19 protein-coding genes are annotated in these 15,346 nt (G+C 42.5%); 9 read left to right on the top strand and 10 right to left on the bottom strand.

Annotation, left to right across the window (positions count from 1 at the left end):
- Positions 1–326: 326 nt before the first annotated feature.
- Positions 327–659, bottom strand: a complete 333-nt coding sequence (locus tag PN457_RS07325; protein WP_271732344.1) for a DUF5615 family PIN-like protein — start codon at positions 657–659, stop codon at positions 327–329.
- Positions 656–880 carry a DUF433 domain-containing protein gene (locus tag PN457_RS07320; RefSeq protein ID WP_271732342.1) on the bottom strand — a complete coding sequence of 75 codons (225 nt, stop codon included), beginning with the start codon at positions 878–880 and terminating at the stop codon, positions 656–658. Before PN457_RS07320 ends, PN457_RS07325 begins: the two co-directional genes overlap by 4 nt.
- Positions 881–1,124: 244 nt before the next feature.
- On the opposite strand from PN457_RS07320, the gene PN457_RS07315 reads away from it, so the two are divergent.
- From PN457_RS07315 to PN457_RS07300, 4 genes are all read left to right on the top strand, one after another.
- Complete coding sequence (locus PN457_RS07315) at positions 1,125–1,316, top strand: hypothetical protein (protein WP_271732341.1); 192 nt, start codon at positions 1,125–1,127, stop codon at positions 1,314–1,316.
- 192 nt (positions 1,317–1,508) lie between these two features.
- Complete coding sequence (locus PN457_RS07310) at positions 1,509–1,676, top strand: hypothetical protein (RefSeq protein WP_271732339.1); 168 nt, start codon at positions 1,509–1,511, stop codon at positions 1,674–1,676.
- 247 nt (positions 1,677–1,923) lie between these two features.
- The gene (locus PN457_RS07305; protein WP_271732338.1) at positions 1,924–2,631 is read left to right on the top strand and encodes a thermonuclease family protein; all 708 of its coding nucleotides are present in this window, start codon (positions 1,924–1,926) and stop codon (positions 2,629–2,631) included.
- Between the two features lie 153 nt (positions 2,632–2,784).
- A complete protein-coding gene (locus PN457_RS07300; RefSeq protein ID WP_271732413.1) occupies positions 2,785–3,108 on the top strand; it encodes a hypothetical protein in 324 nt (107 codons plus the stop codon).
- On the opposite strand, the gene PN457_RS07295 is transcribed toward PN457_RS07300, so the two are convergent.
- Positions 3,109–3,930: a sulfurtransferase gene (locus PN457_RS07295; RefSeq protein WP_271732336.1), complete on the bottom strand. Its 822-nt coding sequence runs from the start codon at positions 3,928–3,930 to the stop codon at positions 3,109–3,111.
- On the opposite strand from PN457_RS07295, the gene PN457_RS07290 reads away from it, so the two are divergent.
- From PN457_RS07290 to PN457_RS07280, 3 genes are all read left to right on the top strand, one after another.
- Positions 3,929–4,813 carry a tRNA (5-methylaminomethyl-2-thiouridine)(34)-methyltransferase MnmD gene (locus PN457_RS07290; RefSeq protein WP_271732334.1) on the top strand — a complete coding sequence of 295 codons (885 nt, stop codon included), beginning with the start codon at positions 3,929–3,931 and terminating at the stop codon, positions 4,811–4,813. The two genes, PN457_RS07295 and PN457_RS07290, sit on opposite strands and share 2 nt — an antisense overlap.
- A gap of 72 nt (positions 4,814–4,885) precedes the next feature.
- Positions 4,886–6,238, top strand: a complete 1,353-nt coding sequence (gene glmU / locus PN457_RS07285; protein ID WP_271732332.1) for a bifunctional UDP-N-acetylglucosamine diphosphorylase/glucosamine-1-phosphate N-acetyltransferase GlmU — start codon at positions 4,886–4,888, stop codon at positions 6,236–6,238.
- A 42-nt stretch (positions 6,239–6,280) separates the two neighbouring features.
- Positions 6,281–6,703: a DUF29 family protein gene (locus PN457_RS07280; protein WP_271732331.1), complete on the top strand. Its 423-nt coding sequence runs from the start codon at positions 6,281–6,283 to the stop codon at positions 6,701–6,703.
- A gap of 285 nt (positions 6,704–6,988) precedes the next feature.
- Here PN457_RS07280 and PN457_RS07275 read toward each other — a convergent pair whose 3' ends face one another.
- Together PN457_RS07275 and PN457_RS07270 are read right to left on the bottom strand one after the other, a co-directional pair.
- Positions 6,989–7,936 carry an isoaspartyl peptidase/L-asparaginase gene (locus PN457_RS07275; protein WP_271732330.1) on the bottom strand — a complete coding sequence of 316 codons (948 nt, stop codon included), beginning with the start codon at positions 7,934–7,936 and terminating at the stop codon, positions 6,989–6,991.
- 75 nt (positions 7,937–8,011) lie between these two features.
- Positions 8,012–8,167, bottom strand: coding sequence for a DUF2256 domain-containing protein (locus tag PN457_RS07270; protein ID WP_271732329.1), 156 nt, complete (start codon positions 8,165–8,167; stop codon positions 8,012–8,014).
- A gap of 204 nt (positions 8,168–8,371) precedes the next feature.
- On the opposite strand from PN457_RS07270, the gene PN457_RS07265 reads away from it, so the two are divergent.
- Positions 8,372–9,502 carry a quinone-dependent dihydroorotate dehydrogenase gene (locus PN457_RS07265; RefSeq protein WP_271732328.1) on the top strand — a complete coding sequence of 377 codons (1,131 nt, stop codon included), beginning with the start codon at positions 8,372–8,374 and terminating at the stop codon, positions 9,500–9,502.
- Positions 9,503–9,513: 11 nt separating this feature from the next.
- On the opposite strand, the gene PN457_RS07260 is transcribed toward PN457_RS07265, so the two are convergent.
- Together PN457_RS07260 and egtD are read right to left on the bottom strand one after the other, a co-directional pair.
- A complete protein-coding gene (locus PN457_RS07260) occupies positions 9,514–10,245 on the bottom strand; it encodes a hypothetical protein (protein WP_271732327.1) in 732 nt (243 codons plus the stop codon).
- 148 nt (positions 10,246–10,393) lie between these two features.
- Positions 10,394–11,425 (bottom strand): L-histidine N(alpha)-methyltransferase, encoded by a 1,032-nt coding sequence (egtD, locus tag PN457_RS07255; RefSeq protein WP_271732326.1) that lies wholly within the window; start codon positions 11,423–11,425, stop codon positions 10,394–10,396.
- A 267-nt stretch (positions 11,426–11,692) separates the two neighbouring features.
- Between egtD and PN457_RS07250 the strand changes: the two genes are divergently transcribed.
- The gene (locus PN457_RS07250; RefSeq protein ID WP_271732325.1) at positions 11,693–12,394 is read left to right on the top strand and encodes a serine/threonine-protein kinase; all 702 of its coding nucleotides are present in this window, start codon (positions 11,693–11,695) and stop codon (positions 12,392–12,394) included.
- On the opposite strand, the gene egtB is transcribed toward PN457_RS07250, so the two are convergent.
- The 3 genes from egtB to PN457_RS07235 form a co-directional block, all read right to left on the bottom strand.
- Positions 12,391–13,632 carry an ergothioneine biosynthesis protein EgtB gene (gene egtB, locus PN457_RS07245; RefSeq protein WP_271732323.1) on the bottom strand — a complete coding sequence of 414 codons (1,242 nt, stop codon included), beginning with the start codon at positions 13,630–13,632 and terminating at the stop codon, positions 12,391–12,393. The two genes, PN457_RS07250 and egtB, sit on opposite strands and share 4 nt — an antisense overlap.
- Positions 13,607–14,395, bottom strand: a complete 789-nt coding sequence (gene egtC, locus PN457_RS07240) for an ergothioneine biosynthesis protein EgtC (RefSeq protein WP_271732322.1) — start codon at positions 14,393–14,395, stop codon at positions 13,607–13,609. Before egtC ends, egtB begins: the two co-directional genes overlap by 26 nt.
- A gap of 454 nt (positions 14,396–14,849) precedes the next feature.
- Positions 14,850–15,346, bottom strand: a 497-nt coding sequence (locus tag PN457_RS07235) for a WD40 repeat domain-containing protein (RefSeq protein WP_271732320.1), incomplete at its 5' end; no start/stop codon positions are given.

The following is a 15,346-nucleotide window of genomic DNA, read 5'->3' as shown; positions in this document are numbered from 1 at the left end:
CGTAGATAAAAATCCTTATTTTATAAGCATTTGAGGCTTGTTGAACTCTCACGTATCATTTAGAATTGCTATATTATTGATTTTTGATTCGGATGCAGTTAGAAATATATGAATAAATCTATATCCAGTCTCCATCTCTAAAACTTATGGACATCTCCCAAGGCGTATCAATTCGCTACAAAGATACGTCTTATAACAGTAATGAAATTCGCCTGAAAACTTTCCGTATTGGGTTGAAAATATGGGACGAACAAACTAAACCGCGACAAACTGAGCTTTGATGTGTATCTAATAAAATATGGCGCTGCAATATCCACCAAATATAATTAAGTTAATACCAGAATACTTTCAGTGTCACTGCTATCAAATTGGGTAATTGTGCTCAAATTATCTCTTAAAATATGCACAATCTTTGATGTGGGACTATTACCAATACGCAGATAAATAAATTTAGGTGGATGACCATAAAGTAAACTACGTTGATGAAAGTCAGAATCTTTGGATATAATCACAAAACTATTGATTTTGGCAAATTCCCATATAATGGCATCATCAGTATTTGTAAGTTGTAAAGTTTTAACGTGTTGAGAATCAGGATACAAATCGATAATTTGATCAACAATCCGGTCTGACAAATTTTCATCTAATAGCAATTTCATATAGATGCAACAAATAACTTTTTCTCTCTATCAGCAGCAAAAGCAAGACAAGCCTTAATATCTTCAGATGTCAGTTCTGAAAAATCTGCGAGAATTTCTGCTTCTGTCATCCCACCTGCTAAATATTCCAAAACATCGTACACTGTGATCCGCATTCCTCTAATGCAAGGTTTACCACTGCGTTTTCCTGGTTCAATTGTAATAATGTTTTGATAAGTCATGATATCACCTACTGTTTAATCTTTTGTCATTATATTCTCAATGCCCAAGCCATTAACAGGTCATCTTATCCGCCCATGATCATGTAAACTACTAGTCAAACACCTGACTGTTTGAATAGGTTGGTCTTTGGGTAGAGTATAGGTTATACCTTGAGTGTTATGAATTATTCATCAGCAGTTCTTACAGTTATGTAGTTAGGTAGCGATATCCTTACCACCTAATTTGTAAGTGAGGTAAATAATTATGACATTAGCAGTCATCGCACCAGAATTTATGGTTGAATTGACCACAGAGGAGCAACAGCTGCTCTGTGGAGGAAGACGACGCTGTCCTCGGCGTGTCATCGTCCCCCGTTGTGGTTCCTACTTCCGTGAAAGAGACGGAGGTGGCGGCTTTGGCGATGGATTTGAGGATGACTTTGGTGATAGATTTTAACTTAGCTAACCCTACACACTCCCTGAGGTAATCAGGGATAGGAGATAATCTAGTGTAGAGATGTAGAGATGTAGAGATGTAGAAATACCACATCTCTACATCAAAAAAAGTCTGGATTGACCAAAAAACATTTGATGTGGGACTATTACCAATGCGCAGATAATTGACACTCTCAGGGCTGAAGCCTTGGATATGCGATCGCCTACCCAATCGGTAGAAGCATCCATGTATCAAGAAAATCGCTTCAAGATGTTAACCAAGAGTCATCCGCTTGCTAAACAGTTGTTAGACCAAGCCCAAGGGGAAGTTAACGCCCGTTGGCAAATATATCAAATTTGGCTGAGTTTAAAATCATACTAATCTCCTCCCCTGCTGTGCTGCATTAAACGCTTTTTGATAGATAACTAAATAAATCTTCATGGGTTTTAATTCTTCGTCTGCCTTGTCTTTCCCGATTATAAGTCTCAATGTAAAAAACCTACCCTTGTGAGGGGGGTTAAAGGCTTCTGATATATCTCTGATATCATTGAGTTGATCAAAAGTAACTGTCAAATTAAATCATAAAACTTAAATAAAACTTAAATAAAACTTAAAAAATCTTGAGATTATGGATCAAATATTACAAAAAAACATCAATCGCTTAATCATATTTATTGCTATTCTATTTCTGGCTTTTATTCCCACACTGTCTGTCGCGGCTGAGAATATCAGTGGTACAGTGATTAGTGTGAGTGACGGAGACACAATTAGGGTAAAAACTAGTACCGTAATTAAGACAATCCGTTTGGCTTGTATCGATGCACCAGAAACATCCCAACAACCTTGGGGAAATGAATCCACAGCCACACTAAAGCAACTGCTTCCCATTGGTCAAGTAGTCACTCTCGAACCTGTAGACGCTGATAAATATAACCGCTTAGTAGCAGAGGTATTAATTGGCGATCGCAACATTAACGTTAATATGGTAGAAGAAGGAAAAGCTGTTGTGTATCTTCGGTATCTCAAGAATTGTGTAAAGCATCAAAATAGCTTCATACAAGCTGAAAAATCCGCGAAAGAAAAAAGTTTGGGTTTTTGGAGCCAACCTGACCCCCAAATGCCTTGGGATTTTAGGCATGCAGTCAGAAATTTAGAAATTTCTGCTCAAAAGACAAGCGGCTGTGACCCTGCTTACCCAGATGTTTGCATTCCTAAATATCCACCTGACCTTAATTGCAGCGATATTACTGAACGGAACTTCAAAACATTACCTCCCGACCCCCACGGATTTGACCGTAATCACAATGGTATTGGTTGCGAAAAAAGAACTTCTTAAATCATGGAATAAATATACCATCCCATGGTCTGTGACGAAGACACTTCCCAACAGTTAAGCAGCTCATCTGTTGGGAAATATTGATTATTTTTGATCCGGATGCAGTCAGAAATACATGCATAAATCTATATGCAGTCTCCATCTCTAAAACTTATGGACATCCCCCAGCGCGTATCAGTTCGCTACAAAGATACGTCTTATAACAGTAATGAAATTCGCCTGAAAACTTTCCGCCTTGGTTTGAAAATGTGGGACGAACAAACTAAACCACGACAAACAGAGCTTTATAGTTTTATCTTATCTTGTTTAAAACAGGTTGACCGCCAAGACCGTTATATGTTTTCTTTGCTGTTTGTGGAGTTAGCTGATATCATCCGCAACTCTCGGTTAGACAGAAGTATGAAAGAGATGTTAATTAAAACTGCTTTTAGTGAATTTGCTTACGCTATAGCCGATTTGGAAGATGGGGGTAAATAACTAATCATAACTAATCCAATCGCTCCAACTACCAGCATAAAGTTTTCCGGTGTGAATATTAGCTAGTTCTAAGGAAAGTAAATTTACACAGGCAGTGACACCGGAACCACAATAAACTATAATTTCTGGGGATGTTGCTAGTTTATCCCATCTTTGGCGTTGCTGTGAGGGTGAAAGTAAATAGCCGGATGAGTCGGTAATTTCCAACCAAGGATAGTTAACTGCACCGGGAATGTGACCAGCAATTTTATCTATTGGTTCTCGTTCTCCCCTGTAGCGATCGCCTTCTCTGGAATCTACTAAGGTGACTGTGGGTAGGTCTTTGCGAGTTTTGACGGTTTCATAGTTTACTAATAAGTCCGGATTTACCATTGGTTCAAACTGTCCTGGTCTGGGTTGGGGTATGATATCGGTGACAGGATAACCAGCTTGTTGCCATGCTGTAAACCCTCCATCTAATACGACTACTTGCTGATGTCCTAGGTAGCGTAATAACCACCACAGACGGGATGCAAAGGCCAAGCGGGAATCATCATAAGCTACAACTAAAGTTTTTTGAGAATTTACCCCGATTGCTGCTAATTTCTCGGCGAAATCATGGACATTTGGTAAAGGATGTCTACCGCCATGTTGACCGACAGGACTAGAAAGGTCTAAATTTAAATCTAGGTAATAGGAACCCTCGATATGAGTGGCTTGGTATTGTTGTTTTCCCAGTTGTGGATGAGCCAGAGAAAAGCGACAATCAACAATAACGATATCTGGATCGTTAAGATGTGCAAATAACCAAGCAGGGGAAACAGCAATTTGGGTGTTATTCATGACAAGTGCAACGCCAAATTTAGAAGAATTTAAACCACAAGTAACAGCAGATGGTTCATTCACCTTTATCTCTGATGAGTTTGGTGAATTGTTTCATAGCCATTTTGGAGCTAAACAGGAAAGTTTTTTAAAGTTTGTAGTTCCTACTGGATTAGAAACCTCTGCTGTTAAACCAAGTTTGCGAATTTTAGATATTTGCTATGGTCTAGGATACAACACAGCCGCCGCTTTGCAGACAATTTGGGCAGTGAATCCCCATTGTAATGTAGAATTAATTGGCTTAGAACTGAATCCATCTGTACCACAAGCGGCGATCGCCCATGGGCTATTTGATAATTGGCACTATGAGTATACGGCGATTTTAACTCAATTGGCTGTTGAGCAGCAAGTGAAAACAAGTCGGTTTCAGGGGAAACTGCTGATTGGTGATGGGAGAAATTTAATTACCCAGGTACATCAATCAGGGTTTCTCGCTGATGCAATTTTTTTAGACCCCTTTTCTCCTCCCCGGTGTCCTCAGTTATGGACTGTGGAGTTTATGCAAAAGGTAGCTGGGTGTTTACATCCCCAAGGTTTGCTAGCAACTTATTCTTGTGCTGCTGCGGTGCGCACGGCGCTATTAGCTGCGGGGTTAGAAATCGGTTCTACTCCTCCTGTGGGCAGGCGATCGCCTGGTACAATTGCCGGATATCCTGGGAATAGTCTCCCACCCCTTTGTGAATCGGAAAAAGAGCATTTACAAACCCGTGCTGCTGTTCCTTACCGCGACCCACAATTAATAGATGCTGCTGATGTCATCCTCAGACGACGGAACCAAGAACAGGAAGTTTCTCCCCTAGAACCTACTTCTAGTTGGCGTAAACGCTGGTTTTCAGGAAAATAGCCTCACATCAGCTATATGACATCACATTGATAAGCTGGTATGATTTGAGGCCAAATCTATGATAACTAAATTATGGTAGTTGTAGCAATTCTGGCGGCGGGACGGGGTACAAGGATGAAATCACACTTACCCAAGGTTTTACACCATTTGGGGGGGCGATCGCTAGTACAAAGAGTTCTTGACAGTGTAGAACCGCTTTTACCCTCTCGACGGATGGTGATTGTAGGGTATCAGGGTGAAGAAGTAAAAACCGCCATCAAATCCCCGGTTTTAGAGTTTGTGGAACAAACCGAGCAGCTGGGGACAGGTCACGCTATCCAGCAACTACTACCCCATTTACAGGGTTATACTGGGGATTTGCTGGTTTTAAATGGGGATGTACCTTTATTACGCACTCAGACTCTCAAAAACTTATTACAAACTCACCAAGACAATAATAACGCCGCTACTATCCTGACTTCTCACGTTCCTGAACCCCAAGGCTATGGGCGGGTTTTTTGTAATAGTGAGAATGTAGTGCAGCAAATTGTGGAACATAAGGACTGTACCGCTGCTCAAAGACAAAATCGCCGCATTAATGCGGGGGTTTATTGTTTTAATTGGCCGCAATTAGAGCAGGTTCTACCCCACCTACAAGCAAATAATGCTCAGAAGGAATATTATCTCACTGATGCTGTGACTCAAGTGGGTCAGGTTATGGCTGTGGATGTGGAAGATTACCAAGAAATTTTAGGCATTAATGACCGCCTACAATTAGCCACAGCATACGAAATTTTACAAGGGCGAGTCAAGGAAAAATGGATGACTGCTGGTGTTACCCTGATTGACCCCCACAGTATCACTATTGATGATACGGTAGAGTTACAGGCAGATGTGATTATTGAACCTCAAACCCACCTGCGAGGTCATACTTTTATTAATACCGGGAGTCGCATTGGACCTGGGTGTTTAATTGAAAATAGCCACTTGGGTGAAAATGTCAGGGTGCAGTATTCGGTAATTACTGATAGTGTGGTGCAGACTGGTAGTAAAATTGGTCCCTATGCTCATTTACGCGGTCATGCTGAGGTAGGTAGTCATTGCCGGGTCGGTAATTTTGTAGAATTGAAAAATACTCAGTTAGGCGATCGCACTAATGCGGCACATTTATCATACTTAGGCGATACAACCACTGGTCAACAAGTCAATATTGGCGCTGGGACAATTACCGCTAACTACGACGGTGTGAACAAACATCCTACCACCATAGGCGATCGCACTAAAACCGGTTCTAATAGTGTTTTAGTAGCACCGGTGACTTTAGGTGATGATGTTTACGTAGCTGCAGGTTCCACTGTCACAGAAGATGTTCCTGATAATTCCTTGGTAATTGCTCGTAGTCGTCAGGTAGTCAAACCAGATTGGCAGATGAAAAAGGATGGCTAAATTAGTTAGATTAATATTTTAGCCCAAATTTCCGTCTTCAACATGGAAGAACTACTAGAACTCAGGCGACTTCTAGAACAAGGCAAAATTGAGCAAGCTTTACTGCTGGTGGATGAGTTAGAAGAAATGAGCCTCAGCGACAAAATCAATAAAATTGATAGTTATGGGGTTATTCTTCTCATCCACTTAATTAAACAGCAAGCAGAAAAACGTTTAACTCGCTCTTGGGAGATTTCCATGGCCAATGCTGTGCGGGAAATCAAAAAAATCAATCAGCGGCGCAAATCAGGGGGTAATTATCTCAACTATGCACAAATGCGCGATATTCTCCAACAAGGATATGAAATAGCACTCAAAAAAGCATCCGTAGAAGCCTTTGAAGGGCGTTATGAAGCTGAAGAATTAGCCACTATGGTTGAAGAATCAGAAATATTAACGCTGGCTTTACAACTCATTCATGGTTGAAGTCTCACCCCAGCCTAACCCTCTTACAAGGGTAGGTTTTCTACATTGTCGTGAGGGTAAGACAAGGTGGACAAGGTGGACAAGGTGACAAGGGAGGAAAACAGTACAAAGTCTGTATTCTTAGTCACAAAAATAGCCCCTTAAAAGACCATTGTCCGTATAAAATCTTCGTTGTCCACTTTCCTTCCTTGTCTTCGGTGGTCTTCCCTTCACAGATCATATTAAAAACCTACCCCTGTGAGCCCCTAACCCAAGGGGAGGGGACTAAATAGCCTTGGGGCGAATTTAACAATAACCGATTAACTGGCCATCATTCCATTCCAAAGTATCACCAATCGCCTCACCATTATGATAGGCAGCAAGTAAGACTTGACTGGTTTTACCCCATGCTATTACCCCAGTCGCATCCAGTGCGATCGCCCCTAAATCCCGATGATTTTGACTCGCCTCCGTAAAAGAGCGCTGCATTGCATCCTTGAGCAACATACCATCATTTACCCGCACCACAATCTTAGCGGCTAAACACTCATCAATAATATCCTCCCCAATACCGGTACAGCTAACCCCAGCATAACTAGAAGCATAATTACCAGCCGGCATAGCAGAATCACTGACTCTACCAATACGCTCAAAGCCTTTACCGCCGGTAGAAGTACCCGCAGCCACACAACCATAAGTATCTAAAACTACTACGCCAATGGTCCCCCGCCCTGCATTACTACTTGGGGCTAATTCCGGTTCTGCCACCACACCAGCCATAGTGCTTTGAAAATTATCCTGGCGTTCTTGTATCCATTCTTGTAATCTTAAATCAGTTAAAGCATTATAACTGGGAATTTGTAACTCCCGTGCTAGTTCCGCCGCCCCATAATCCGACAGTACCCTGTCTGGAGAACTTTGTAAAAATTGTGCCAACTCAATGGGATTTTTTACCCGTGAAACATTAATTACACCACTAAAGCGCCCCGATGCACCATTCATCAAAGAAGCACTCATACGAATTTGACCATCCGATTGCAGAACCGAACCAGTACCAGCATTAAAGCGGGGGTTATCTTCTAACATTCTGCAACCTTGCAACACCGCCTCAGATGCAGTTGCGCCTGACAGTAGTAGAGAATAAACCGCCTCGACTATGGTATGTAGTGAACGGCGTACGGACTCTAAACCTCCTTTACCTTGGAGAGAACTACCAGCTCCCCCATGAATAATTACTTTTGGTTGCACCCTCATGATTTATCACCCTTGCGCTATGTGCGTGTGTATTCCCATTAATGTAACTAGGAAATAGTGTTTTTTGCAGTCCCTTTAATTTTGAACTTGAGAACGACGACGACGACAACGTTCTGAGCAGTATTTCACCTCATCCCAACAATCTTGCCATTTTTTGCGCCAGGTGAAGGGACGTTGACATACAGGACAGATTTTTTCAGGTAGGTCAGATTTAGATACTTTACGCCCCATATATATTCAGATTTGTAAGAGGATGTGTCAAAGTTCCGGTGTATGTATTGATGTTTTATAAAAGTTTTATAAAACATCTGGGTGTTTAGTCCAGGTTTAATTGACGATAGCATGTATCAATGTGGTGAATTAGATTATGAATGACTGTTACGGGTGGGGAAGTCAGACTAAGTTATTCTGAGATATTTATGAGTAAAATTGGCAATGGATTTTTACCAAGTAATTCGTCCCGTATTATTTAATGTCATCAAGGCTGACCCAGAGTGGTTACATCAGCAAACTATTAGTACTTTAAACTGGCTCTCCCACACTCGCAACCCTTCTGCTCATTGGGTTAATCGACGTTTACAGCAGTCTTTATGTCTGCAAGACCCACGCTTAGAACAAAATTTATGGGGGCTAAGGTTTCCCAATCCGTTGGGGTTAGCAGCGGGTTTTGATAAGGATGGGGTGGGGGCAAAAATCTGGTCTAGTCTGGGTTTTGGTTTTGCAGAATTAGGAACTGTGACTTTTGTACCCCAACCAGGAAACCCCCGTCCGCGGTTATTTCGGTTACCATTGGATCAAGCTGCTCTCAATCGCATGGGTTTTAATAATAGTGGTGCTGCAGCAATGGCTACCAGACTCAGCACAGATTACCAAGATTTAGGGCGAACAATTCCCATAGGGATAAATTTAGGTAAATCTAAGGTGACACCCCTAGAGGAAGCAGGGGAAGATTATTTACATAGTTTTCGCTTACTCAAGGACTTGGGGGATTATTTTGTGGTTAATGTTTCTTCTCCTAATACTCCAGGTCTGCGATCGCTCCAAGATGCTGCAATGCTGAGTACCATCTTGGAGTTATTACAGCAGGAAAACCAGACACAAAAGCCGGTTTTTGTCAAGATTGCCCCAGATTTAACCTGGGAGGCGATCGCAGACATTATCAGTTTAGCGAAAACTTACCAATTAGCTGGGATTATTGCCACTAATACTACCATTAGCCGGGATAGATTGAGAACTCAATTAATTGAGCAAACAGGCAAATCACCCCAGGAGGAGCCTGGGGGAATTAGCGGTGCGCCGGTACGCGATCGCTCCACTGAGGTAATTAGGTATATTTGGCAGCAAACCCAAGGAACCATCCCTATTATTGGTGTCGGTGGCATTTTTACCCCCCAAGACGCTTGGGAAAAAATCACTGCAGGTGCTAGTTTAATTCAAGTATACACCGGTTGGATTTACCAAGGACCAATGATGGTGCGCCGTATTCTGGAAGGTTTGCTGTTAGAACTGGAAAAACATCAGTTAAATTCCATCACCGAGGCTGTAGGTATCAACAATTGTGAATAACTAAACATCAATCATGTTTCACCTTCCTCTAGGGGAAAAAACTCCTTAGTTTTTTCTGAGTATTTCCAAGCAATACTATCAGGGTCTCTGTTGCGACTCCACTCCGAAAAGTCTGGATCATTACGCCGTTTATACACCGTGCTAGAATACACATTTAGTCGCTTGGCTAGTTCCGATTGGATGAGAGAACCAAACATTAACTGTTGTTCTAGTGAGCGCTTAACTGCTTGATGGGTTTCTGGTGGTGGTGCTTCAGTTTCTGATTCTAAATTTACTGGTGGGGTTGCTGGTGGGGCTAAAAGAGATAGGTTTCTTTGAGTGACTGAGGAAGGTGAAACTTGTGTAACCGGTTCGCTACTGTCCAGGATATCGCCGAGAATACTGGCGCTGATAAAGTAATAAACCTCACCGCCATCCTGTGAAGGCTGTATACTTGCACCGAACTCACTAGCTTTACTATCTAAATAGCGTTTTGCCGTTGTTCCGGAAAAATTACCCTTAATTGCTAAATCCATGGCGGTAATTTTGCCTTGGGTTTCCCAGAGCAACTCATTAAAAATCGGATTAACTTGCTCAGTCCACTTTTGCCATTGATATTCTTGCACAGCCCGGAAGCCAATGATTACCATTAACATAACCAGCAAAATTTTCCAGGTAGCAACCAGGAAAATAATTAAAAACGAGATTGGCAAAAGCAGAACGAGAAAACCTTTCCCGCTGCTGTCTATTATTTTTTCACTCATGCCGACCATTGCCAATTGAAGTTTGGGGAAATAATACTATCATCTTGGCAAAAAGTGTGACCTTTTTTTGTATCTTTTAGCAAAACTCCCGGTAATTGGCTGTGAAGGGAGAGGGAAAAACTGCCTCCCCCCTTAAATTCCTGAAAATTTATGCTTGTAGCTGACAAAGCAATAAACCAAACCAGCCATCAGCATCAGTCCACCCCTGGATGGGTACTAAACCCCCGGCGGTGAGCTGTTCTTGCATCATGTTAAGATTAAACTTGCGGGAGATTTCTGTGAGGATAGTTTCCCCCGGAGCAAAATCAACGGTGAGGTTGAGGGCGCTTAATTCTACAGACTGCGATCGCAAAGAGCGTAAATGCATCTCAATTTGACTTTGAGCTTCATTGTAAAATGCCCAGTGTTCAAACTGGGTGGTGTCAAAATTCCCTTCAAACTGGTGATTTAAATGCTCTAACATATTCAGGTTAAAAGCTGCTGTCACACCTTGGGCATCATTATAAGCTGGTTCTACGATATGTTTGGGCTTTTGTAAATCTATACCCAGGAGAAAATAATCACCCACTTGTAAAGCGTTGGTAATTTGAGTAAAGAACACATCACATTCTTGGGGATTGAGATTACCTAAACTGCTACCGATAAAACTAATCATTCTGCTGAATAATTTTGTCGGCGATATTTGTGCTAATGCTAACTCATAGGTTGCCACTAGGGCATGAACTTTCAAAGAGGGATAATCTGCTAATAGCTGTTTAGCACTGGTTTCTAATATCCCTGCACTGACATCAATGGGCATATACTGCAGGGTGTGGCCTAGTTGTGCGTAGGCATCTAAGATTATACGAGTTTTGGTGGAACTACCACTACCCAACTCTACCAATTCACAAGGTCCGGTGATCCTGGCAATTTCACCAGCATATTGCTGTAAAATTTTGGTTTCTGTACGTGTGACATAATATTCTGGTAACTCACAGATTTGCTCAAATAAATCAGAGCCACGGTCATCATAGAAATAACGAGCGGGAAGGGTTTTGGGTGTTTGAGTTAATCCCTTAATTACATCACTCCCAGCACTGGGAACAAATAGGGGGTTTTTGGGGATTAAATGCTCTATTTGTAAGCGCTCTTCAATACTATGTTCAGAAGTGAAGCTACTAGCAACCTGAGATATTGACATTCAACCTCCAACTTAATTCCTCATTGAGCATACGGGATACTGTGTATTTCAGCACAAAATAAGTTAGGGTAAGCTTTACCCCACCCAATGAAACACATATTCATAGCCCATCACATCACGCCTGAGCTAGATTAATCAAGTTTTTTTCACGACTTTACTGATTTTATATAAAAAACGAATCGAGTTGAACTAAGTCAAGTAGAAATTTGTCGGATAAGTCAGTACAAACAGCTAAACTCAACATTAGACCCAACTAGTTTATGTAACATGAACCAGTTACCCCCACAGGATTTGCTAGAGATTATTGATCAGCAACTACTACCTAGCTTAGAAATTGAAAGTGTGGACTCACGTAATCCCATCAAGGTCAGGTATCTACCACAACCCTGGCGGCTGATTGGCAAAGGGAATTATGCTGTAGTCGTTTATCATCCTCATCACCCAGATTTAGTCGTGAAAATTTATGCCCCTAATCGCCCAGGCTTTACAGAGGAAATAGAGGTCTATCGTCTTCTGGGTTCTCACCCTGCTTTCTCTGAGTGTTTATATGCTAAAGATAACTTTTTAGTTTTGAAACGGCTTTATGGCACAACTCTGTACGACTGTCTACACCAGGGATTATCTATCCCCAAACAAGTCATACGGGATATTGACCAGGCTCTTGAATATGCTCAAAGTCGTGGACTACGACCCCATGATGTCCACGGTCGTAATGTGATGATGTACCAGGGTAGAGGATTGGTAGTAGATATCTCAGATTTCCTACATGAAGAACCCTGTTCAAAGTGGAATGACCTCAAAACGGCTTATTACTGGTTTTATCTCCCTGTGTTATCCCCATTACGACTGCATGTATCATACTCTACATTAGATATGATTCGTAAATCCTATCGTCTACTAAGTGCTGTGAGAAATTACTGTCGTCAAGTACTGCTGAAATTACCTCAGTGGAAATTTTTTAAACCTTAACTAGTAGCACAGCGAAACCCAGCAAAAATTTGCCGTACATGGGGATGATACCAGTTACGAAAACTAGCACGTAGTCCCCAAGGGCGTGTAGCCCAACTCCCGCCTTTTAAAACCCGGTGCTGCTGGTCAAAATAAACCTGGGAGTAACCAATATAAGGGTAGCTCTGGAAACCATTGTAACCATCAAACCAAGTACTAGTCCACTCCCAGACATTACCGAGAGTGTCGTATAAGCCATAACTACTTTTCCCCGCAGGGTAGTCATTGACTGGTGTTGTCTCACCAATGGAGCGATCGCAGTTACAATATTCAGATGTGGGGAATTTATTCCCCCAAGGATAAACGCGACTACAACCAGCTTTTGCATCCCAACTCGCGGCTTTTTCCCATTCAGCTTCTGTGGGGAGGCGTTTACCCACAAATCGTGAATAAGCTTCGGCTTCATACCAACTAACACCACAAACCGGATGATTGTCCCCATGGCGATCGCCACTCCAGTATAATGGCTGAATGACCTGCTGATTTTCCCGCCATTTCCACCCAGCGGCTGACCACCACCGAGAATCATCATAACCGCCGGCTGCCATAAATAAGCGATACTGTCCACAAGTCACCGGATAGCGGTCAATATAATAAGTTTCTAAATATCTCTTATGGGCGGGGCGCTCATTATCCAGAGCATATACATCATCGCTTCCCTGTTCAAATTCACCAGCGGGGATGAGAATCATCTCAGTAATATTGCTGATTTCACCCCCAGAAATCATCTTTGTCATCTTCACTTTTTCCCGATTCATCAATTCCAGCACAAAGCTGATAATTTCACAGTGTTGGCTTTCATGCTGAATCAAAAAGCGCCAAAGACGTTCTTCTTTTTCAAGATCAATCACTTCCAAACGTTCCAAAACCTGTTTTCTGACCGTTTCCAAGAAATAAAGTATTTCCTGAAGATGGGGTAACTGTACACGTTGTGATTTAGGTAAACCATCAGCTGCAAATAGTTTGCGGTATTGGGGGAAAGGACAAGGGAGACCCCCGCTATGTTCTAGTAACCATAAAGACTCAATAAAGCCAATATGCCCTAAGTGCCAACCCACAGGACTAAAATCAGGATGAGGTTGACTACAAAATGTCGATTCCTCCATACCCTCAAACAGGGTCTGGGTTTTAAGGCGACATTCCACCAAAGCGTTAAAAATAGCCTCTTTGAGACTAGATTGATTTAATCTGGATATCACGGTCTTCTCCCACACTGATAATGCTATTTTCTGGACAAGCAGTCCAATTACCAGTAAATAACGGTTCGGAGGCAATAATTACAGATTGGGGAAAATTGAGGTCATCTTTGAGCCAATATAGAGATGGTGCGGGGGTACTGCTAGAAAAGCGCGAAGCAATCAAACGATGACCATCACTCAAGACTATGTTGGCGGAAACCGTTACTTGATGCAGTTTTGCCATTTCTAATAAGATGACTAAGGTACTGTGTAAAGCATCTTCGGGAGGTAGCTGTTGATTGATTTGACCTTGAGACAGTAGCAGGGCGAAAATATGTTCTGAGTCCGTACTACCATGAATGTGGTCGTAAAAATCAGGAGTTAATTGATTACGGATTTTTCGGTATACTGATTGACGAAAGTTCTCAATATATCCATTGTGAATAAATAGCTGTTGTTGGTGGTGGAAGGGCTGACAATTGGCAAAATCTAGGGCTTGTCCCGGTGTGGCGCTGCGAACATAACCTAGTATACATTCAGATTCTACATAACGGCTCAGATGAGGCAGGTTTAAATCGTTCCAGATGGGTAGGGTATTTCTGTAGGTAAATGGGGCGGTATCTTTTTGGCGATGATACCAACCTATACCAAAGCCATCTGCATTCACTACCCCAGCGGTCATTTCCCGCGGTTGGTAACTCTGAACTATTAAGGAATGTTCCGGTTTATATAGTATGTCTTCTAGGGTGACGGGTTGACCCAGGTAGGCAAGTAAGCGGCACATAGGGGAATTTTACTGTATAAGAGCTAATTTTGCTCTATTCTACCCCGCCGGGTATAGACGTTCTCCCTCAATGTCTCTACTGATTAAATAGATTGTCCTATTTAGTACCTTCTGCAAGATGCGATCGCTTGATTTTGCTGGACAATATCCCCGACTTCTCTGGAGATTTACAGCGCATTTTATCTGAGTGAGGTATTGAGGGGCGGGCAGGATGCCCACCCCACAAGATTTATGATGTTAAGGTGTGTATTTTATTTACTTGAAAACTGCTGTATGGTCAGAAGTGGGGGATATGAGGAGTAGCTCTTAACCCCTGACCCGTCAACCGTCAACAGTCAACAGTCAACAGTCAACGGTTCGACTCCGCTCACCGACCACCCTCAACAGTCAACCGTCAACGGTTCGACTCCGCTCACCGACCACCGTCAACAGTCAACCGTCAACACCATGACCATTAACGCCCCCGCCAAATCTTGATACCATCCTCACTCCCAGAAGCTAAGGTTTTACCATCGGGGCTGAAGGCTACTGAAGTAACCCTACTTGAATGTCCCGTGAGGGTGGCGATTTCCCTCCCCGTGGCGACATCCCACAATTTGATGGTTCTATCCACACTCCCAGAGGCTAAGGTTTGACCATCCGGGCTGAAGGCTACTGAATTAACCCAAGATGAATGTCCGGTGAGGGTGGCGATTGACCTCCCGGTGGCGACATCCCACAATTTGATGGTGTTATCAATTCCGCGAAAACTCTCACTCCCAGAAGCTAAGGTTTTACCATCCGGGCTGAAGGCTACTGAAAGAACCGAATCTGAATGTCCCGTGAGGGTGGCGATTTCCCTCCCCGTGGCGACATCCCACAGTTTGATGGTTGTATCCAGACTTCCAGAAGCTAAGGTTTTACCATCCGGGCTGAATGCTACTGAATTAACCCACAAGAAATGTCCCGTGA

It is taken from the genome of Anabaenopsis arnoldii, assembly GCF_028331025.1.
In the GTDB taxonomy this organism is placed as follows: Bacteria; Cyanobacteriota; Cyanobacteriia; order Cyanobacteriales; family Nostocaceae; genus Anabaenopsis; species Anabaenopsis arnoldii.
The sequence above is the reverse complement of the archived record's forward strand: the minus strand, read 5'-3'. Positions and strand labels throughout refer to the sequence as shown.